We start from the raw sequence: 20,575 nt of genomic DNA, 5'->3' as shown, positions 1-20,575 counted from the left end.
AGCAAGGAGTTCACAAGGCGAGGAGCGGAGCGTAATAATACGTGAGCACCGCAGAACTTGTAGAACGACGTAGCCAATTTTTAAAGTTCATCGAGTATATTTTGTGGTAGAATACTCAAAATGTAGAGCCTTGCCGTCAAATACTCTACTATAAGCATGATGAAGGCTACTTGCTGCTTCGGCAAAACCGGTAAAAATCAGTTTAAGTTTACCGGCATAATGAGCAATATCACCAATAGCGTAAATACCTTCTATATTAGTTTGATAATAGGAATTATCTACTTCAATATGGTGAAGCTTAACATTTAAACCCCAATTTGCTAAGCTACCCAGATCTTGTTTTAAACCAAAAAAAGGTAGTAATATATTGGCATCCAATTTGCGAGTATTATTTTGTAGATCTTTAACTATAACCGATTGAAGTTCATTATTATTACCATCTAAAGCATTTAATTGATAACCGGTTACTAACTCGATTTTACCGGTTTCTGCAATATGCCTTAATTGCCTTACGCTTTCAGGGGCAGCCGTAAATTTATCCCGCCTATGTACTAAATATATTTTATTTGCAATCTCCGAAAGAGAAATAGCCCAGTCAACAGCCGAATCCCCGCCGCCTGCTATAACTATATTTTTACCCGCAAATTTGCTTTTATCATTGATGAAATAAAAAACCGACTTGCTTTCAAAATCTTCAATATTTGCAAGAGGCGGTTTATTCGGTCCGAATGAACCTGCTCCTGCTGCAATAATAATAACTTTGCTTTTAATAAGAGTGTTTTTTGAGGTTTTAATTTCAAAAAAATCATCTTGTTTATTTAGCTCTATAGCTTGCTGATTTAAGTGATATACAGGCTTAAAAGGAGCTGCTTGAAGCTCTAATTGTTTTATTAGCTCTTCTGCTGCAATTTTAGGATATGCCGGTATATCGTAAATAGGCTTTTCAGGATATAGGGTAATACACTGACCGCCAATAACTTCTTGTGCATCAATAACATGACATTTCATGCCAAGCATTCCTGCTTGAAAAACTGCAAATAATCCAACCGGACCGGCACCTATTATTACAACATCAGTATTATACATTACTTTTTATATTTAAATTTTAAAAAGAATTTTATTGGATATTGAGGAAATAATCAATTGTTATTGTGTTGAGGTTCTGTACACTTTTGATTAATGATTATAATTATGAGATATTTTTAAGCGAAAATTAATAAGATTTTTGCAGTAATAGTTGTTCCTATTTCAAAAAAATCTTATAATTTGCAGTTAAAAAGATTCATAATTATAATCATTAATCAAAAGTGTACAGAACCTAGATAGATATTGATTTAATATGTCCTAACTTAGCTCAGTTAAGAATTTTTTGATCTCTAGTAAGTAGGGTAGCTCCAAGACATTTTACTGTTGCTACAATAATTCTATCAGCTGGGGCACCATGAAAATCATCCATAAGAAAAATGCTTTCAGTAGCAATCTCCGGAGAAATATCTTTAATAGATAATCCGTTGATATTTGTTATAGAGTTTAGAAAGTCCTTTATAGGTTCGTAAATATTAATACGCTTTTTAAAGTTAAGTATAGCTATTTCCCATAATGAGATAGAACTTAGGAATAATTGCGAATTTTCTTGAGCTAAATTGATTTTGTGTTTTATTTGTTCTGATAATTCTTCAGGTTGTAATAGTGACCACAATAAAACATGGGTATCTAGTACTAAACCATTATTAATGTTCTGCATTCCATTTTTCTTCTATTGGTTCTAATATATCCGCTTTTATCTCGGCTTTGTTTTTTAGCATACCAAATATTGAGATCTTTTTAGTATTTATAGGTAATATTTGTGCTACTTCCCTATCTCTTTTGGTAATTATAATAGATTCCTTATCTGTTTGTAATTTTTCTATTATTTCAAGACAATGAGACTTAAATTAACTATATTATGTTGTAGAAGTTGATTGGATAGTAGTCGCCACACCACGTAAATTTGTTTCATCGTTTATTGTTGAATATAAGGATGAGGTTACACCGATAGGTCTTAATACGAATGATGGAGAATGCCTTTAACGTTATTCCCGCATAGATAAGGTCTTGTTGCATGGATCGGTTTTCTTTCTGTTACGCTGTGACTTGATCACGGGATGACAGAGATGGAATCGATCCTTAAACTTATGCCTACGCAGAAATATAACTTGGAACCACGCAACGATGCCTTACTTTCACAGGATTAAGACTGTTTGTGCCTTAAGAAAGCATAACATTTGTAAAAACTATTCTATAATAGTAATCAAGGGTGATTTGTGTCAAGTCAAAAATCTAAAAAAAAAATAAATATTTATATTGAATAAATTATTATTCTCGTGTCTACTTAGGTGAAGATTCTATACACTGAATATGGTGTCATTTTTTTAAAATAAGCATTATAAATAACGCCTACAACCCCATTAGTACCTATAATGAACACGCTTAAAAAAAACAAATTTCAAATAACTATAAACAACAACCATAACAATTTACTTACTCCTTTCGGTAAAGCTATTCTGCGAGATCGATATCTTATGAAAGGTGAGGATTTTCAAGATTTATTTGCAAGAGTTTCTAGTTATTATGCCGAAAATAAACAGCATGCTCAGAAGTTATATGAATATATGAGTAAAATGTGGTTTATGCCGGCAACACCAATCTTAAGTAACGGCGGAACGGATAGGGGGCTTCCTATTTCATGCTTTTTGAATGAGACCGATGATAGCTTAGACGATATAGTAAATTTATGGACGGAAAATGTTTGGCTTGCTGCACGTGGCGGCGGGATTGGAAGTTATTGGGGTAATGTTCGTTCTATTAATGAAGGGATTCGTGATAAAGGTCATTCATCCGGTATTATACCGTTTATTAAAGTAATGGATTCTATGACTCTTGCTATTTCGCAAGGTTCTATTAGACGAGGTTCATCGGCTGTATATTTGCCTATTAATCACCCTGAAATTGAAGAATTTATCGATATAAGACGTCCGACAGGTGGGGATGTTAACCGTAAAGCTCTTAATATTCATCACGGTATAGCTATAACCGATGAATTTATGAAAGCAGTTGAAAACAATACGGATTTTGACCTTATTAGTCCTGCTACCAAAAAAGTCGTAAATAAAGTTAGAGCAAGAGATTTATGGGTTAAATTATTAACTACTAGAATAGAAACAGGTGAGCCTTACTTGTTATTTATCGATAGTGTTAATAAATCCATACCTGAGCATCATAAAAAATTAGGGCTTCAAGTTAAAATGTCCAATCTTTGTAGCGAAATTACATTGCCGACGGGAATTGATCATTTAGGAAAGTCAAGAACTGCTGTTTGCTGCCTTTCCTCTTTAAATTTAGAGTATTATGAAGAGTGGAAAGATGATAAAGAATTTATCCATTCTATTATGTTATTCCTTGATAATGTTTTAGAAGACTTTATTAATAAAGCACCGGATACTATGGCAAGAGCTAAATATTCGGCTTTGCGTGAGCGAAGCGTTGGGCTTGGCATAATGGGCTTCCACTCATTTTTGCAAATGAAAAAAGTACCGATAGAATCGGTTATGGCCAAAGTTTGGAATAAAAAAATATTTGAATATATATCTGCTGAAGCCGATAAAGCCTCAATAGAAATCGGTAAAGAAAAAGGAGTATGTCCTGATGCTCTAGATGCAGGAAGTAATGAACGATTTAGCAATAAAACCGCAATAGCACCTACCGCCTCAATTTCGGTAATAGCAGGTAATGCCTCACCCGGGATAGAGCCGTTTGCCGCTAATAGCTTTGTACAAAAGACTTTAACCGGTTCTTTTAACGTGCGTAACAAACATTTAGAAAAATTATTAGAAGAGAAAGGATTTAATAATGATCAAGTCTGGTCTTCGATTGCAACACATGAAGGATCAGTGCAACATTTAACATTTTTATCCGAAGAAGAAAAACAGGTTTTCAAAACCGCTTACGAAATTGATCAGAATTGGCTAATTGAACTGGCAAGCGATCGTACTCCTTACATTACGCAAGCACAATCTTTAAACATCTTTTTACCGGGTAACATTAGTAAGAAATATTTAAATAATATTCATTTTAAAGCCTGGAAAAAAGGAGTAAAAAGTTTATATTACTGTAGATCCACGTCAATACAACGAGCCGATAAAGTGTCGCATGATGTACCAAAAGCAGATTTTAAAGACTTAGAGAAACAAAACGATAAGTTAGCAGAAGCCGGTAACTACGAAGAATGCTTAGCTTGTCAGTAAGTATAATATAACTATGCAAAGATATTTAGACCCAACAAATGATGTAGCATTTAAAAAATTATTTACGGATAAAACAAGGTTACTAAGCTTTCTCAATAATATTATGAGGTTACCTGAAGAGTTAAGGATTATCGACCTTGAATATATTTCAAACGAACAAGTACCGGATTTAGGGCAGAATAAAAGGAGTATAGTAGACGTAAAAGTTAGAGATAACTCCGGCAATATTTATATTGTTGAGATGTAAAACGGCTATGCCGATGCCTTTTTAGCAAGAGTACAATTTTACGGTTGTATAGCATTTTCTTCGCAATTAAAAAGAGGAAAAAAGAATATGCTGATCTAGCTCCTGTAGTAATGGCAGTAATTACTTCTGGATTTCAGGCATTACCCGAGGAAAAAGAATGTATTAGCTATCATCAAACTATTAATGTCGGCAACGGTAAGCATCAACTTAAATGCTTGTCTTACGTATTTGTTGAATTAGACAAATTTACCAAAGAAGCAGATGAGTTAGAAAGCTTAGAAGATGATTGGTTATATATGATGGCTAAATTCGATAGAGCCAAAGAACCCCCGAAACATACAAAAGATGAAATAGTATTATCAGCCTATAAAACTATTGAACAATTTAACTGGAGCGAAGCAGAATATGATAATTATATTAAAGCGATGCTTGCTGCTCAAACGGAAGAAGTTAAATCAAAAAAGTAAATATAATGAGGGGAAAGCTGATGGGAAAATTGAAATAGCAAAAAAATGCTAATTAGGAATGTTGCTAGAAGATATTATTGAGCTTACAGAATTATCTCCGGAAGAAATAGAAAAGTTAAAAGAATAGAATATGAAACAATACATAGATGTGACACCAAATCAAAAAAGTAAGTATACGAAGGTAGAGCTGAAAGCGAAATTGAAGCAGCAAAAAACGCATTACTTGAGGGAATTGATATAAATACTATATCAAGAATAACGGGGTTATCAGTTACGGAAATAGAAAAATTAAAAGAATAAAAATAAAAGAAAAATTATGTCATTACTTGATGCAAGTCCAATTTATAAACCGTTTTCATATCCATGGGCATATGAAGCTTGGCACACTCAACAAAAAATTCATTGGTTACCGGAAGAAGTACCGCTTGCCGACGATGTTAAAGATTGGAAATATAACTTAACTCCAGGGGAAAAACATCTATTAACGCAAATATTTCGTTTTTTTACACAGGCAGATATTGAAGTGAATAATTGCTATATGAAGCATTATTCACGAGTATTTAAACCGACTGAAATATTAATGATGTTATCGGCATTTTCTAATATGGAAACGGTACATATTGCAGCATATTCACATTTACTTGATACGGTAGGTATGCCAGAAGTAGAATATTCAGCATTTCTTAAATATAAGGAAATGAAAGACAAGTATGATTATATGCAGCAATTCGGAGTGGATACCAAAGAAGATATAGCAACTACACTCGCAGTATTTGGAGCTTTTACTGAAGGATTACAGCTATTTGCTTCTTTTGCGATCATGCTTAATTTCCCTCGTTTTAATAAAATGAAAGGTATGGGTCAGATTATTGCTTGGTCAGTGCGTGATGAAACGCTTCATACTAATTCAATTATTACTCTGTTTAAGACTTTTGTAAGAGAAAACCCTGAAGTTTGGACGGAAACGCTGCGTAAACGTATTTATGAAGCTTGTACGACTATTGTGCATTTTGAGGATGCCTTTATTGAACTTGCTTTTGAAGTTGGCGGTATTGAGGGGTTAACGGCATATGAAGTAAGACAATATATTCGTTATATTGCCGACCGTCGTTTAATGCAGCTAGGACTCAAAGATGTATATTTGGTAAATCATAACCCGCTTTCTTGGCTTGATGAAATGCTAAACGGAGTCGAACATACGAACTTTTTTGAAAATAGAGCAACTGAATATTCAAAAGCAGCGACTACCGGTTCATGGGAAGAAGTATTCACTGACATGGACGCCAAAAGCGGAGGCTAAATAATATACTCAGATAGAACTTGAAAAATTGGCAGCAATGTCTTTGTAAGTCCTCGGATGCTGAACGTGTTGTGTCGAAGTATACATATTAACAACAAGAATAAAAAAAATTAAAAATACCTAATCTTTATTTTTAAAAATTTTTTAAAATAGATTTAGAATATTTAAAAATTTCGAGTAATTTTATGGCTGTTATAAATAATAAAAACTATCAAAAAGTTGTAGAAAAAGTTTTATCTTCTTCTAAAGCTAATAAAGTACTAAAGAGTGCAATTAAGGACTTATCGTCTTCAAAAAGTATAAGCTTAAGAACGATGTTACTCGGAGCAAGATTTGTTTTAACTAATCCTGTAAATACTTATAATCTTGTTAAGCTTGCTAACTCTTCTAAGATATATCTTGATCTGGAATTTCAAAAATCACTTCTTGAAAAATCTCCAATATGGGAATTTTTAAAAAAACATTCAGATGATTTGCCTAAAATAGGTCAAATCTTAGCAAATGCGGGCTTTAGAGAATTTCAAGATAAGAGTGCTTTAGATCAAAAGGGACTCGAAATACTAAAAGAATGTTTTAAAAATGAAAAAGTGCTGAAAAAACTTCAAGAAATTGCAGTTGAAGTAAAGCAAGAGCTACCGGACTGGAATAAAGTGACTTCTAGAAGTTTGGATATGCTGGTTACCGATAAAAACTTCAAAAAATTCTTTAATGAGAAGAGCGAAGATATTACGAATTATATACGTACCGGAGCAACTGAAATACTTCCAAGCGATTATATAAAAACTTTTGATGATATATTACAAAAACCTGAAAAGAAAAATTTATATTCATTAGTTATAAAAATATTTAATGAACATCCTGATTTTAAGCAAGAACTAGCTGAAAATATAAATAATACTCATTCTCTAAAAAGATTTAACAAACTATCTCCTGAAAAACAAATAATTATTGAAAATTTCTTAGCAGAAGCAAAAGAACAAGCTAAACCTTTCTTAAAAGAACATTTTGAAAGCTACAAAATCGATCTTAAAATTTTAGATATTATTCCTACTTTATTAAATAAAATTCCTGAGACAAAAGAGATTTTTGATGCTCTTAATGCTCCAAATCAAGGTGTAATGATATCTCTTGAGAAATCCTTAGAAATGGTAGCGGGTGATGATAAATTAAAAAGTTTTTTTGCTAATAATAAAACAATCTTACCAAATATTGCTTTAGGTATTATTGAAAATACTCCTAGTGTACAAAGCATAACAAAAGAATATAATTTTGATAAACAAATGCTTAGTATAGTAGGCGAAGTTATGTCAAAGCCGGAAATTGCTCATGAGATTATTGCAGACTTAAATAAAGGCGATTATATGAGTTTAACCGGTAATATAATCTCTGCCCTTAATGATCCTTCATTTAAATTAAAAGATATATTAGTAGACCAAAGTAAAGAAGGTCTATTTGATAATTTAATTACAGGAGTTTTAGAACAAGATGAAAAAAATAGCCAAACTATAAAACAACAACTTATAAATTATGGTCTAGAAGCGAGTGATGTTACAAAGCTAACTAGCATAATGCCTATATTACTTGATAAACCTGAATCATTAAAAAAGGTTTTTCGAGATTTTATTAAAGGCGATTATACGGGAATGGCAAAAGAATTAATAGCTTTAACTAAAGACAATCCTGAAATTAAAAAATATTTAAATAATAATAGAGAAATATTTGCAAGTATTTTAGATAAAACTTTAGTGGACATACCAGGTATAAATAACCTTGATAAGAAAGAATTATATAATGTACTTCCATCAATGTTAAACCATCCTGATGAATTAGTTAAAGTTATAGAAGAGGTTGAAAAAAGTAATTATCGTGGGGCTGCTAGTGCTATATATAATCTAGCTCAAAAAACAAATTATTTTGAAGGGCAATTGCCGAATATTATAAAAGCAGGTTTTAGCTATGCTACTGAGAAAGTAAAAGACGTATTTAGTCCATCACAAGATTTTAAAGATAAAACTATAGATGAAATTACTCTTAGAAATAATTTAAATAAAATACAAAATGGAAAATTCAGCTTAAAGGGAGCTATATTAGTAGGTAATTTATCTAATATCGACTTCTCAGGCGTATCATTAAAAAATGCAGATTTAACTAAAGTAACTTCTTTAAAAGATTGTAATTTTAAAAATACTAATTTAACAGGTGCTAAATTACCTGATAATTTAATGCTACTTACTGATACTTACAATCTTGATAAGGCTATCCCTCCTTTAGTACCTAAACTAATTAAAGAACAACAAGCAAAATTAATTGATAAGGCAATTGATAAAGTATTTTTACAAATACAAGCTGAAGGAAAAAGAAATTTACTTAGTAAAAAAGAATTTGTTCAACAGGTAAAAATATTATATGAAGAAAATCAAACGATTAAAGACTATATTATAGAAAAACTAAATTCACTACCTATGAATATGGTTACTAACCTAGCTACTCCTAAAACAAATCAATATAAACATATTACAAATCATGTAAATTCTCCATTACAAATATTAAACTCTTTATATGAAAATATTGCAAATAAACAAGATATTAAGAGTAATTTATTAGCAAATATTTTAAGCGAGAAAATATCACAAAAACTTTTTGATAAAGGTGATAATAGAGGTGAAGATTTTTACATGATTAATCAGATGCTAAAACCTATCGTTTCTGAATATTCTAAAGAGAATCCCGATAATATAAATAATTTTTTAGAGCCGAAAAATCTAGAAAAGTTAGCAAGTAATATTGCCTCTACTTTAAATTCTAAATCTAAATATACTTGGGCAGGTACTATTACCGGTGGAATTTATTTACCAAAAGAAATCTTCAATGAACAGTTAAAAGATAACTTTAAAAATGAGTTTGAAAATATTAATAAATTAAATGTTTTAAAAGAAGCACAAAGTATCGTCTCAAATTTAAATAGTAAGATTAATATTGTAGGATCTAAGACAAATGCACTTTCCATTACTCCTATTTCTAATAATAAAAAGAAAGAAGAAATACATAGATATAGCTAGACCATAGTAAATAGGTACATACTATGCTAATATATATGTTATAAATGATAATAAATAAATTATGGCAAGCAGTTACAGTTACGATTTAAGAATGAAACTATTCAAAGCTCTAGATGATGGGCTCTCAATTGTTAAAGCATGTAAAATATTCAATATAGGTCGTAACACTATATATAGATGGAAAACTCTTAAATGGGAAACAGGAGATATAAAAGCAAAACCTTATGGTCCAGCAAAGGGTTATAATGCAAAAATAAATCTCAAAGAATTTGAAGAATTAATTATCAATAATCATGATAAAACAGCTAAAGAATTAAGTATTATACTAGGTAATAGATTACAAAGAACTAGAATAAATTACTATAGAAAACTACTAGGGTACACTTATAAAAAAAAGTCATCTTCATCCCAGAAGGGATATTGGTTTAAGGAATGAATTTATAGAAAAGATACAGCAAATTTCTAAAGAAACTCTAGTATTCATTGATGAGTCAGGAATAGAAGATAATGCTTGTAGAGAATATGGATGGAGTATAAAAGGTACTAGATGTTATGGAAACAAAGTGTATCAACATAAATCCAGGATCAGTATGATAGCGGGGCTTCGTAATAATCAAATTATAGCGCCAGTAATATTTGAAGGAAATTGTAATAAAGAAATATTTACAACCTATGTAGAGACTATATTAACTAAAGAATTACATCCTGGACAAACAGTAATTATGGATAATATCAACTTCCATAAGAATAATATAATAAGAGAATTAATCGAGTCGGTTGGGTGCAGAATTTTATTCTTACCTACATATAGCCCAGACTTAAATCCTATAGAACATTATTGGTTTAAGATTAAGAACGAAATAAGAAAAGTTACGGGGCAATTCAAAGATATCAGTATGGCTGTAGAACACGTACTAAAGTTTATTTAACTGTACCTATTTACTATGGTCTAGCTATATATTAGTAATAATCGTAGCTTCCGTATTATCTATATTAAATTTAATAGAAAACGGTAATTTTTCTTTGGTTGAAGATTTTATAAATTCTATTCTTTCCTCTAAAGTTATCGATATTATCCTGTAGATAATTCATTTCTTTAATAACAGGAAGTAGAGGTAAAGTTGTAAAACTTATATTATTACTTTTTAGACCGATAAAATGAGGAAATATATAATCTTCAATAGTAATCTTATAAGTTTGATGAGCTGCAAAATTGCTTTCTGGAGTAAAATTTATGTTATACCACCAGCCAAATCGCCATTCTCCCTTAATATCAGGCGAAATAGATATGTAATCATTCATTTTTTTCCCGTTAAGCCCTAGCTCTCTTTGCGGCTTTGTACACCATTCTTTAATTCTAGAATCACAAAGATCAATATTTAACGAATTTTGCCCTGCTAACAGATTTTCGTTAGTTAATTTAAAATATACAGGTATTTTTTCGTTAAAGCTTGCAGCAATTAGTTGTAAATTTATTAAACATAAGAAAATAGTAAATACAAATTTGCGGAAAATATTTTTTATATCTATAGCTTATTATTTATGATAACTTCAATTATATATAAATAATAAGTAAAGCAATGAATAAGGATATTTTTTTCAATATTTAACAAAATTTTTTTTGTTATTTGGACAAGAATATTGTTATGAGATTATTATAATGCTCGGATTTACTATATTTAGGAGGCAACTATTTGCACAAGCTATTTGTGTATTACTTTTCACTACAATTTTAAATATATTGTTAAAATATACATTTGAAATACCTTTAAATCCTGCTCTAAATATTAAAGGTTTTGCTTTCCCTAGAGGTCATATGAGCAGTGGCGTAGTATTTTACGGTTGGTTTTTTGCGAATATTAGATATTCCTTATTAAGAATAATAATAGTAGTGATTTTAACCGGTATGGGATTTTCGCTGATTTATAAGGGCTATCATTATCCGGTTGATATTATTGCATCTATAACAATTGGAATAATGGTTATTGCTGTTATATATAGTTTAACCAAAGAAGAGATTATTCAAAAATATCCTTATATGTTTGGAGTGTTTTTATGGCTATTAACCGTGCCTATGGTAGCTTATCTTAAAATTATTGACGTGAATTGTCTTGCTTGGGTATGGACGGTATTTTGGGGATTACTCGGTTTTACTATTTCTTGGGGGCTGTTTTATAAATATTTTGATCTTCCTCAATCAAAATTAAATCGTTTTATTAATTTAGCTATAATTGTCGCTTCAGTAGCTTTAATTGAATATATTAATTATTTATTCAAACAATATTTGGGATATAAATTTTATTTAACTTGGTTCTTAGTAGGTCTTAGTTTTCCACTATCGCTGAGGTTATGCCATATTCACATAAGATCAACGCATTAGTATATGAAGTGCATTAAGTTGCACTTCGTTTCCTTATTTATCGTATAAAATGAAATTTCCTATTGACTTTTATATAAAACAGTATAAGTTTCTTTACAATTTAATTTTTTATAAAGAATTTATGCTCGGTCATGTAAAAGAACAAAGAAATTTAACAAGATAACAAAAACAGGCCGTTGGATTACTTTCTATAGGAACATTTTTAGAATATTTTGATTCTTATGCTTTATGTGCATATGGCAGTACTCCTAAATGAGTTATTTTTTCCTAAATACGATTCTTTTGTTAATTCTCTTCTTACTGCTTTTGCATTTTGTTCTACTTTTGTTTTTAGACCTGTTGGAGCTATGGTATTTGGATGGTTGGGCGATAATATAGGTAGAAAAGCTACTATAATTACAACTACTTTTATGGCTCTAACCTGTGGTGTAATGGCAATACTTCCTACATATGCTCAAATTGGAATCATAGCATCCATTATTGTAACGTTATGTCGTATGATTCAAGGTATGGCTTCTATGGGTGAAATTATAGGGGCAGAACTTTATATAACAGAAATAACACAACCTCCTATTCAATATTCAAGTGTAGCATTAATTGGTTGTCTGTCTGCGGCTGGAGGGATTTAGCCGTTGCCTCTTTTGTTACTTCTAACGGGTTAAGTTGGAGATATGCTTTTCTAGCTGGAGCATTTATTGCGGTTATAGGAACTGTAGCAAGGAAAGCCTTAAGAGAAACCGCAGATTTTGCTAATGCTAAAAAACAATTAAAGAAATTGTTGGAGCAGGCTAATATAGATAGAAATAAATTAAAAAATAACCCGATATGGCAACAGAAAGTCAACTTAAAGACATTTTTTGCCTTGTTCTTAATTGACTGTACATGGCCAGTATGTTTTTATTTTTTGTATTTCTATTGTAGTTATTGTAGTAATATATTAAAAACTTCTTTTGGTTACAGTACTGAGGAAGTAATACATCACAATTTTTGGGTTTCTATAGTTCATTTTTCCAGTACAGTAATATTTGTGCTATAAAATTTATCCCTTAAAAATAGCTAAAGTTCGTTTAATAATATTTCTAGGGTTTGCTATTATTTGTCCTTATCTAATTTTAAAAGTAGGTTCTCCGATTGAATTATTTTGCATACAATCGTTTTTTATTTTTTTTAGACCTGATAGTTCTAATGGTTTGCCAATTTTCTTTAAGTATTTTCCTATATTTAAACGTTTTACCTCGGTTGCTTTATCCTTTGCTATTTCGCGTGCTTTCATGCACGTAGTTACATCTTTTGGATTTGTTTATATAGTAGAATATTTTAACAATTGGGGGTTATTAATTATTATGTTACCTACCGGTTTAGCTTTTCTATTCGGGATAACTCATTTTGAAACATTAGAAAAAACAAATGAAAATTATTAAAAAGATCATCTTCCTGAGCTAGAAATTGCTTAATAGATAAATGTTGAAAGCATAAATCAACTATTTTTTGTTTTATCGCTGGTATTTTTAAATATTCAGCTAGAATTACAAAATTTATTAAAGTTTCTTCAATAATCTTTTTTGCTTTCTCAGGTGATTTAGCACCTAAAGTTTGGATATTATGGATTCTATCAAATAATTTTATGAGAGCTGTATCATATCTTTTTTGCTGAATTAATAAATTGAGGCTTTCTTCTGCACTAATTTTCCCGTAAGGTTTGATTCTAGTTAAACCCTCTACGTGGTTTGCAACTTCTAGCCCAAAAATTGTAGTTATTACTTCTTCGGTAAGTTCTGTATCCTCAATGGTATCGTGAAGCAAAGCAGCATTTATCATGTTAGAAGTAAAAAGCTTAGGGGCTTCTTCAGCTACAAATACCGCAAGCATAATCGCCACCTCAATCGGGTGAGAATAATACGGATCGCCTGATTGACGCATTTGTGAGCCGTGATATTTACGAGCATAGAAAATGCCTTTTTTAACTTCCTCTATATCGACGGGGTTTTTTACTTTAGTGTTTAAATATTCAAGTTTATCAAGTAGTTTCTTAGTATAAACGCAAACTTCAAACTTTTCTTTCCAAGAGCTTATATCTTCCATAAAAAGTTATTTTTTATTAGACTTCTTGCATAACTTGTTTCTAAAGGTAATTTGTACGTCAATCCGATGCTCGAATCCTCACGTACTAAAGTGTACGCTGTGGTTCTGTGCTTCGTGTTTCTTTCAAATTCCTCTTTATTAACTACGTTATGCAAGAAGTCTATTGTTATTAATAATAGTTGATTATAATTAAAGCAAAAATTAAAAAATTGCAATAACAAATAATTTTTTAACTTTAAATATATTAGTAACTTGTTGGTTACTTTATATTTAAGCAACTTCATTCTGTTTTGTTATTTGCTTTTTTTCTATTAAGCTTTTTCTCTGCATTCCCCGCTTTTGCAGGGATGACATCGAGGGCTTTTTAAAAATTGTACGGTACTATACTATACATGGTGGTACCGCTACCCAATTAAAGGCATTTCATCATTGGAAGTGGAACCACCAACTGCAACTAAAAAAGTTACAGTTTATTAAATTATATTACTTTTTATTTAGATTGCATTTGAGAATATTTAATTTATGTGTTAACTTATATAAATATCTTATGATTTATTTTAAAAATAAATACTCATCTAGCTTAGCTTCCTAGTAAAGTATAAAGTCAAAATAAATTATTATTTTTGTTGTCAGATTATGATTTAATTATAATTGTAATGGCAATAACATTTATAGTTATGTTTGGCTTATTAGTGCTTAATATGGAGTCTTATTATGAAAGATCAATTTACGTTGCTAATTAGAACATATTTTCCATTCACTGCAAAATTAAAAATTTCCTACAATTCTCAAACCATATCTAACTTAATTACTTAAATATAATTAGAAGAGATTATCAGTATAATCTCATAAAAATAAAATATAAGTTGAAAAAATGTTAAAAATTTAGTAATTTATTAATGATTCTAAAATTGTTATACCTAAGATTAAGCTCTGTAATAGTAGAATTATCTTTTAGCATTAAGGCTAATTCCTTTGCTCCTTGCTCGCCTATTTTGTTCCATCTAAGATCAAGCGACGTTAAAGAGTTATTAGCTTTTAAGCTTGCCGCTAAGTCTCTCGCTCTAGCCTCGCCTATGTCGTTATAAGAAAGATTAAGCGTTGTATCACCCTTTCTTAAACTATTTGCTTGTCTAGTAAATCCTCTTTTTTCTAGAAATTCTATTAATTCTTTCATATCTCTACCCTTATTAAATTCTATAAATTTTAATATTTTGTTAAAAATGAGCTTATAGACAGAATCATAATAAGGAGCTTTAAGAAAGCAATAGAAATTTAACTAAAAGTATGAATAAATAAATTAGGATTAATTTAAGGGATTTATGAGTATATAGAGGATTAGAGGAAATAATAAGAGGTGTTAATAAATGATAATAATTATAATCTATAATGTTGCTGATGTGTCGCTAAACCTTGCAGCTTAACACCGCCTTTAGTACGCATCCATCTTAATAGCTCATCGACACAGTTGCTAAATATTCAACTCGGTTAAGCTTCTGCCACAAGGTTGATGCTTGGAATTTTCCCCCGCCACAGTTAAAGATAAATGAGATTAAGGAGGCTTGTTGGTTAATTAAATTATTAATATTTCTTTTTATAAGGTGATAAATTTACTATTTAGAAGAAAGAGAAAAGCTACTTAGTTTAGAGATTTGGTGAAAGACACTTAATATTTCAGTTAAACGGCAAAAAGCTTGATTTTATACTGTGTCCGCCGTTTGATACGTTTGTAGAAATACTGAAAAATGAAGAATGGCGCACCCGAGAGGAGTCGAACCCCTAACCTTATGATCCGTAGTCATATACTCTATCCAATTGAGCTACGGGTGCTAAGCTTGAAGTACTTATTTCTAAGCCTTATTTCTTGTTGCTAACATACGAAGGAGCATATATAAAAGCATAGCATTTGTCAAGAAACATAGAGTGTTCTTATATTTTTCTAAATAATAAAATATAAGAAATTACAATTAATAGTTGAATTATCGTATTATTGTATTATGACTGCACAAGCAGACAATATATCGGAAAGTGCTAAAAAAAATTAGAGGTAATTAACTCTTTAAATGTTGAGGAAAAGTGGCAAAAAGGTAATGTAATAAATTGTAAGTCGGGAGAAACTTTATTAGAAGAAACGGAAAAATATAACTCTCCTAAGTTAAAGCGTTTGACTCATTGTAGTTGTTTTGCGTATGCTGCTAGTGCAGCCTTGGGGCTTCCAAATAAGTCTCTACTTCCCCATCCTGAAAGCGATAAAGAATTTATACCTACTTTATCAAATAAGCAAGCTGAGTGGCTTGAAACAGACGGAATAAAGAACGGATGGAATTTTGTTAAAGCAGGAAATCGTGATGATAGTTTTATTCAAGCACAAAAATTTGCTAATCAAGGATATTTTGTTGTATCCGTATATAAAAATGCTAACCCAAAAAGAGCAGGGCATATTGCCGTTGGTAGTACCAAGTAGTAAGGATATAGAGAAAATAAAAAATGAAGGACCGGACACGGCTCAAGCCGGTATTAATTATTTCTTAAAAAATTAATAAATTTTTTACTACAGTACCTAACAACCATATTCTATCATTGACAGTCTATCTCATATGTGGTTATGTCTATACTATTCTAAAAAATATTATATGTAATGATGTTATTTAAAATAAATCCTGAATGGATATTAAATTTTAGAAGTGAAATGTTAACTAGCTGGTTTAAAATATTTCCTTTTTTGCTAGTGATTATTTTTACATTACAATTATTGCGATTGCCTACTGGTTAAATCCAAGAAATAGATTATTTTTGGATTTAGGCTGGCTTATATCATTTGCAACATTATTGAATGTTATTATTAAAAAGGCTTTCTATTCCTCGCCCGCCTAGTACATTACATATGTTACCTATTAATGATGGATCATTTGGTTTCCCTAGTGGGGATGTACAGGTGGCTACTGTTTTCTTTATGATAATATTTTTATCATTTAATTCAAAAACGTTAAAAATAATATCTATCGCAATGATTATTAATATTATGCTTTCACGCCTATATCTTGGAGTACATAGTATATATGATGTTATAGGCGGTATGATTTTTGGAGTGTTAATTGTTTTAGTTTATAGAAGTAATTTTATACAAGCACAAATAAGTAGATGGGAAAATAGGGCTAAATCTTATTATTGTATATTGGCTTTTGTGATAGGTATATGTTTCTTTTTATGGAAAGACAGTCCTTTTCCCTTACTGCTTTTATTACCAATAGGAACTTTAGTGGGTCATGGTATCGTATATATTTGCTTTAAATATAATTCTGATTTGATCTTAAATAATGCTCAAAAAACTATAGGTATAATTATTAGTTTCATTCTGTTATTCTTTTTTTATAAAACTTTTCCTATAATAAAAAATTCAACAATATTATTTAATTTTACACTTTTGCTTAAATTTGCTTTATTACCTGTTTTGATTTATATTTTACTTCCTATGATGCAAAGAGAACTAAAAAATAGATTAAATTAAATTTCTTTCACAAAATCCAATGTACAGATTTATAACTATCCGCAGGATAGTCTAATATATCAAGTATTGACAAAGTACTTACATTATTTATAATAAATATAACATTGAAAATGGTTGTATTATGAGTATCAAACTAGATCCTTACGAACAAGATATTGAAGATAATTTTGAAAAGCAGCAAAAAATTGATGATCCAGCTCTCATTGCATTATTTCAAAAGTCTGCAAAAGCACATCTTAATAAAAAGCGGTCTGTTACTATTAGAATTGCAGAACATGACATAGAAGCAATAAAAATTAAAGCTTCTAAGCATGGTTTGCCTTATCAAACCTATCTTAATATGCTAATTCATTCAGATGCTACTAAATTGTAAATACCAATGATCAAATTTAGATATAATCATGAAAAGAACGCTAAGTTATTGCATGAGCGTAATATAGGCTTTGAAGAAATAATACAGTCGATTGCTGACGGTAATTCATTATATATTAAATTACATCATAATCAAGAGAAATATAAAGGTCAAAAAATTTTATATGTTAGAATGATTGAGCAAGTATATGCAGTACTTTATATAAAAGGTGATAAAGATGCTATTTTCCTTAACACTTTATTTCCTAGCAGAAAAGCAAAAAAGGAATTTTAAAAAAAATAAGAAATAATATATGAGTTTTATAGAAGAATTTATAAACAAAGGATATTTCCATCAATGTACCGATTTGGATCGGTTAACTGCTATAACGAAAGAAACAAAAATAGCTGCGTATATAGGCTTTGACTGTACTGCTACATCACTCCACATCGGTAGTTTAATGCAGATAATGATTCTGCGATTGCTTCAGCAGTATGGACATAAGCCTATTGTAATTATCGGCGGCGGTACGAGTAAAATCGGTGATCCTTCAGGTAAAGATGAAGCACGTAAAGCTTTGACTAAAGATGATATAAAAAGAAATGCCGAAGGTATTAAAAAGTCACTGTCAAAGTTTATCAAATTCGGTGACGGTAAAAGTGATGCTATTATGCTGGATAATGCAGAGTGGTTAGATTCGCTCAATTATCTAGATTTCCTACGGGATTTCGGTAGCTATTTCTCGGTAAACCGCATGCTGACTATGGATTCAGTAAGGCTAAGGCTTGAGCGTGAGCAGCATTTAAGCTTCTTAGAATTTAACTATATGTTGCTGCAAGCCTATGATTTTTACTATTTAAGCAAGCATTATAATTGCAGTTTGCAGCTTGGCGGTAGCGATCAATGGGGCAATATCGTAATGGGAGCGGATTTAATTCGTAAAATAAGCGGTAAAGAAGTATTCGGTATGACGACGCCGCTACTTACGACTAGCTCAGGTGCTAAAATGGGTAAAACTGCAGTAGGGGCGGTATGGCTTAATGAAGATTTGTTAAGTCCGTATGATTATTACCAATATTGGCGTAACTGTGAAGATGCCGACGTAATTAGATTTGCTAAATTATATAGTGAGCTAACTTCTGAAGAGCTTAATAAATTTGAGAGTTTAGCGGCTGAAGATATTAATGCAGCTAAAAAACAGCTTGCTTATGAGCTAACTAAGCTTTGTCATTCGGAACAAGCGGCAAAATCAGCTCTAGAAACTGCAGTAAAGATATTTGAAGAAGGACAAATCGATGAGAATTTACCTACCGTTGTTTTAGAGCAGGAAGTATTACAAGCAGGTATTAGTGCATATGAATTATTTCATGAAGCAGGGCTTGCTACTTCTAAATCGGAAGCACGCAAGCTTATAAGAGGGAAGGGAGCTAAAATAAATGATGAATTAGTTGCAGATGAGAATATGATAATTAATACTAATTTCTTACTCGATAAAAATGTTATAAAGCTCTCTGCCGGTAAGAAAAGACATATATTGGTTAGGATTTGAATATTTTTCTAGATTACCATGCTCCCTTCAGTTGCAGCATTATTGTATGGCTCAAATATATTACGTCTAATTGAAACTGCAACTTTCAATTAGACAAATTGTATATTTTCTATCTCATGAACCCTTATAACATAAGTTAAATTCAAATTTAAAAAGTAATGACTAAAATAAGGCTTGATGAATATTTGCTGCAAAAAGGTTTTGTAACAGATATTACCATAGCACGAAGCTTGATTATCCAAGGTAAAGTACATAATAAGCATGAGCAGTTAATTAAGCCTGGGATACAGGTTAATATAAATGACACCGACATTAAGGTAAAGTTACCGAAGCATAATTATGTTTCAAGAGGGGCATTAAAATTAATTGCCGCTTTGGATTATTTTAAAATTGATCCTGAAAATTTAGTTTGTATTGATATAGGTAGTAGCACCGGCGGTTTTACAGAAGTATTACTTGAGCGTAAAGCAAAATTAATTTTTGCCGTAGATGTCGGTTATGGCGAACTTCATCCTAAATTACGCGACAATCCACAAATTAAAGTGCTTGAGAAGACTAACGCACGATATTTAACCGATAAGCAAATAACTACCCCTCCTGATTTAATTGTCTGTGATGCCAGCTTTATTAGTTTAACTACTATATTACCGACTGCACTAAATTTAGTTAAAGAAGATTGCATGCTTATTGCTTTAATAAAACCGCAGTTTGAGGTCGAAAAGCATGAAGTAGAGCAGGGAGGAATTATTAAAAATTCTCTCTTACATCAAAAAGTATGTGATAAAATCAAAGATTGGCTTGAGAAAGAGCATAATTTTAAAATATTTGGTATAATAGAAAGTCCTATACTAGGTGCTAAGGGGAATAAGGAGTTTTTAATATGCGGAAAAAGAAAAACGGTTATTTTTCTATAGCTTATCCTTAATTTGAATTGTTTTAGTAATCATTGCATCTTCTAATGTATAATTATTCAATGTTTTTATAAATGCTTCACTTGCTTCTTTAATAAAATGTTTAAATTGGCATGAATTTGTAATTCTGCAGCTATTAGTATTTTTATTGAAACATTCTACTATATCCATATTAGGTTCTAATTTTTCTATTATATCTCCCAACTTCATAGAAGAAGGGCTAAATGCTAGCTTAATTCCCCCTCCTTTTCCTTTACTACTATTAATATATCCTAATTGTGCTAATCTATGAATCACTTTTACCAAATGATTAAGGGAAATATTATAGTACTCTGATATCTCTTTTACACTACAAATTCTTTCCGGTTTTGAAGCAAGATATATAAGGCTACGTAATCCGTAGTCGGTAAAACTTGTTAACTGCATAAAAATTTTAT

The 20,575-nt window shown here is 30.7% G+C and carries 20 protein-coding genes, 1 tRNA gene and 3 pseudogenes; 14 read left to right on the top strand and 10 right to left on the bottom strand.

All coding sequences use genetic code 11. From position 1 onward, the window contains the following. Nucleotides 1-87: 87 nt before the first annotated feature. The 3 genes from REIP_RS04535 to REIP_RS12445 all read right to left on the bottom strand — a co-directional run bounded on the left by REIP_RS04535 (nt 88) and on the right by REIP_RS12445 (nt 1,913). A complete protein-coding gene (locus REIP_RS04535) occupies nt 88-1,086 on the bottom strand; it encodes an NAD(P)/FAD-dependent oxidoreductase (protein ID WP_045803943.1) in 999 nt (332 codons plus the stop codon). A gap of 268 nt (nt 1,087-1,354) precedes the next feature. Further along, a complete protein-coding gene (locus REIP_RS04530; RefSeq protein WP_045803942.1) occupies nt 1,355-1,744 on the bottom strand; it encodes a type II toxin-antitoxin system VapC family toxin in 390 nt (129 codons plus the stop codon). Then, the gene (locus REIP_RS12445; protein WP_082068300.1) at nt 1,731-1,913 is read right to left on the bottom strand and encodes an antitoxin; all 183 of its coding nucleotides are present in this window, start codon (nt 1,911-1,913) and stop codon (nt 1,731-1,733) included. The genes REIP_RS04530 and REIP_RS12445 overlap by 14 nt, the downstream gene beginning before the upstream one ends. A 546-nt stretch (nt 1,914-2,459) precedes the next feature. Between REIP_RS12445 and REIP_RS04525 the strand changes: the two genes are divergently transcribed. The 6 genes from REIP_RS04525 (at nt 2,460) to REIP_RS09525 (ending at nt 10,285) form a co-directional block, all read left to right on the top strand. Continuing rightward, on the top strand, nt 2,460-4,283 hold the full coding sequence (locus REIP_RS04525; protein ID WP_045803941.1) for a ribonucleoside-diphosphate reductase subunit alpha: 1,824 nt from the start codon (nt 2,460-2,462) through the stop codon (nt 4,281-4,283). Between the two features lie 13 nt (nt 4,284-4,296). Then, nucleotides 4,297-4,530, top strand: a complete 234-nt coding sequence (locus tag REIP_RS13200) for a PD-(D/E)XK nuclease family transposase (RefSeq protein ID WP_023508162.1) — start codon at nt 4,297-4,299, stop codon at nt 4,528-4,530. Between the two features lie 110 nt (nt 4,531-4,640). Next, nucleotides 4,641-4,997: a PD-(D/E)XK nuclease family transposase gene (locus tag REIP_RS13195; RefSeq protein ID WP_197069202.1), complete on the top strand. Its 357-nt coding sequence runs from the start codon at nt 4,641-4,643 to the stop codon at nt 4,995-4,997. Between the two features lie 316 nt (nt 4,998-5,313). Beyond that, nucleotides 5,314-6,297, top strand: coding sequence for a ribonucleotide-diphosphate reductase subunit beta (locus REIP_RS04505; RefSeq protein ID WP_045803939.1), 984 nt, complete (start codon nt 5,314-5,316; stop codon nt 6,295-6,297). A gap of 185 nt (nt 6,298-6,482) precedes the next feature. Then, nucleotides 6,483-9,356 carry a pentapeptide repeat-containing protein gene (locus REIP_RS04500; protein ID WP_045803938.1) on the top strand — a complete coding sequence of 958 codons (2,874 nt, stop codon included), beginning with the start codon at nt 6,483-6,485 and terminating at the stop codon, nt 9,354-9,356. 61 nt (nt 9,357-9,417) lie between these two features. Continuing rightward, nucleotides 9,418-10,285, top strand: a protein-coding gene (locus REIP_RS09525) for an IS630 family transposase (RefSeq protein ID WP_156147374.1) whose coding sequence is annotated in 2 segments (ribosomal slippage) — nt 9,418-9,744 and nt 9,746-10,285 — 867 coding nt in all. Because the reading frame shifts where the segments join, the coding sequence is not laid out codon by codon here. A 27-nt stretch (nt 10,286-10,312) separates the two neighbouring features. Here the strand turns inward: REIP_RS09525 and REIP_RS09520 are convergent. Then, nucleotides 10,313-10,880 (bottom strand): annotated as a pseudogene (locus REIP_RS09520) (alpha-2-macroglobulin family protein); the annotation flags it as partial. 136 nt (nt 10,881-11,016) lie between these two features. Here REIP_RS09520 and REIP_RS04480 point away from each other — a divergent pair. Next, the gene (locus tag REIP_RS04480) at nt 11,017-11,736 is read left to right on the top strand and encodes a phosphatase PAP2 family protein (RefSeq protein WP_231569224.1); all 720 of its coding nucleotides are present in this window, start codon (nt 11,017-11,019) and stop codon (nt 11,734-11,736) included. A gap of 121 nt (nt 11,737-11,857) precedes the next feature. Further along, nucleotides 11,858-13,157 (top strand): annotated as a pseudogene (locus REIP_RS04475) (MFS transporter). On the opposite strand, the gene REIP_RS04470 reads toward REIP_RS04475, so the two are convergent. The 5 genes and pseudogenes from REIP_RS04470 to REIP_RS04460 all read right to left on the bottom strand — a co-directional run bounded on the left by REIP_RS04470 (nt 13,087) and on the right by REIP_RS04460 (nt 15,648). Further along, nucleotides 13,087-13,818: an HD domain-containing protein gene (locus REIP_RS04470; RefSeq protein ID WP_045803936.1), complete on the bottom strand. Its 732-nt coding sequence runs from the start codon at nt 13,816-13,818 to the stop codon at nt 13,087-13,089. The pseudogene REIP_RS04475 and the gene REIP_RS04470 sit on opposite strands and share 71 nt — an antisense overlap. A gap of 14 nt (nt 13,819-13,832) precedes the next feature. Beyond that, nucleotides 13,833-14,102, bottom strand: a pseudogene (locus tag REIP_RS13665) (palindromic element RPE1 domain-containing protein); the annotation flags it as partial. A gap of 593 nt (nt 14,103-14,695) precedes the next feature. Beyond that, the gene (locus REIP_RS04465; RefSeq protein ID WP_082068242.1) at nt 14,696-14,995 is read right to left on the bottom strand and encodes a hypothetical protein; all 300 of its coding nucleotides are present in this window, start codon (nt 14,993-14,995) and stop codon (nt 14,696-14,698) included. Between the two features lie 271 nt (nt 14,996-15,266). Further along, nucleotides 15,267-15,362 carry a hypothetical protein gene (locus tag REIP_RS13660; RefSeq protein WP_371256148.1) on the bottom strand — a complete coding sequence of 32 codons (96 nt, stop codon included), beginning with the start codon at nt 15,360-15,362 and terminating at the stop codon, nt 15,267-15,269. 209 nt (nt 15,363-15,571) lie between these two features. After that, a tRNA-Arg gene (locus REIP_RS04460) sits at nt 15,572-15,648 on the bottom strand. 334 nt (nt 15,649-15,982) lie between these two features. Here REIP_RS04460 and REIP_RS04455 point away from each other — a divergent pair. The 6 genes from REIP_RS04455 to REIP_RS04425 all read left to right on the top strand — a co-directional run bounded on the left by REIP_RS04455 (nt 15,983) and on the right by REIP_RS04425 (nt 20,141). Then, on the top strand, nt 15,983-16,282 hold the full coding sequence (locus REIP_RS04455; protein WP_231569223.1) for a hypothetical protein: 300 nt from the start codon (nt 15,983-15,985) through the stop codon (nt 16,280-16,282). Between the two features lie 420 nt (nt 16,283-16,702). Then, nucleotides 16,703-17,326 carry a phosphatase PAP2 family protein gene (locus REIP_RS09505; RefSeq protein ID WP_231569222.1) on the top strand — a complete coding sequence of 208 codons (624 nt, stop codon included), beginning with the start codon at nt 16,703-16,705 and terminating at the stop codon, nt 17,324-17,326. Nucleotides 17,327-17,447: 121 nt separating this feature from the next. Continuing rightward, entirely contained in the window at nt 17,448-17,699 is a 252-nt protein-coding gene (locus REIP_RS04440) for a CopG family antitoxin (RefSeq protein WP_032138766.1), read from the top strand. A 6-nt stretch (nt 17,700-17,705) separates the two neighbouring features. After that, nucleotides 17,706-17,972 carry a hypothetical protein gene (locus REIP_RS04435; RefSeq protein ID WP_045803935.1) on the top strand — a complete coding sequence of 89 codons (267 nt, stop codon included), beginning with the start codon at nt 17,706-17,708 and terminating at the stop codon, nt 17,970-17,972. A 19-nt stretch (nt 17,973-17,991) separates the two neighbouring features. Further along, a complete protein-coding gene (gene tyrS, locus REIP_RS04430) occupies nt 17,992-19,227 on the top strand; it encodes a tyrosine--tRNA ligase (RefSeq protein WP_045803934.1) in 1,236 nt (411 codons plus the stop codon). Nucleotides 19,228-19,385: 158 nt separating this feature from the next. Further along, a complete protein-coding gene (locus REIP_RS04425; protein WP_023508098.1) occupies nt 19,386-20,141 on the top strand; it encodes a TlyA family RNA methyltransferase in 756 nt (251 codons plus the stop codon). On the opposite strand, the gene REIP_RS04420 is transcribed toward REIP_RS04425, so the two are convergent. Then, complete coding sequence (locus REIP_RS04420) at nt 20,136-20,564, bottom strand: Rrf2 family transcriptional regulator (RefSeq protein WP_008579452.1); 429 nt, start codon at nt 20,562-20,564, stop codon at nt 20,136-20,138. The two genes, REIP_RS04425 and REIP_RS04420, sit on opposite strands and share 6 nt — an antisense overlap. Nucleotides 20,565-20,575 lie beyond the last annotated feature (11 nt).

The organism is Rickettsia endosymbiont of Ixodes pacificus, from assembly GCF_000965155.1.
In the GTDB taxonomy this organism is placed as follows: Bacteria; Pseudomonadota; Alphaproteobacteria; order Rickettsiales; family Rickettsiaceae; genus Rickettsia; species Rickettsia tamurae.
The sequence above is the reverse complement of the archived record's forward strand: the minus strand, read 5'-3'. Positions and strand labels throughout refer to the sequence as shown.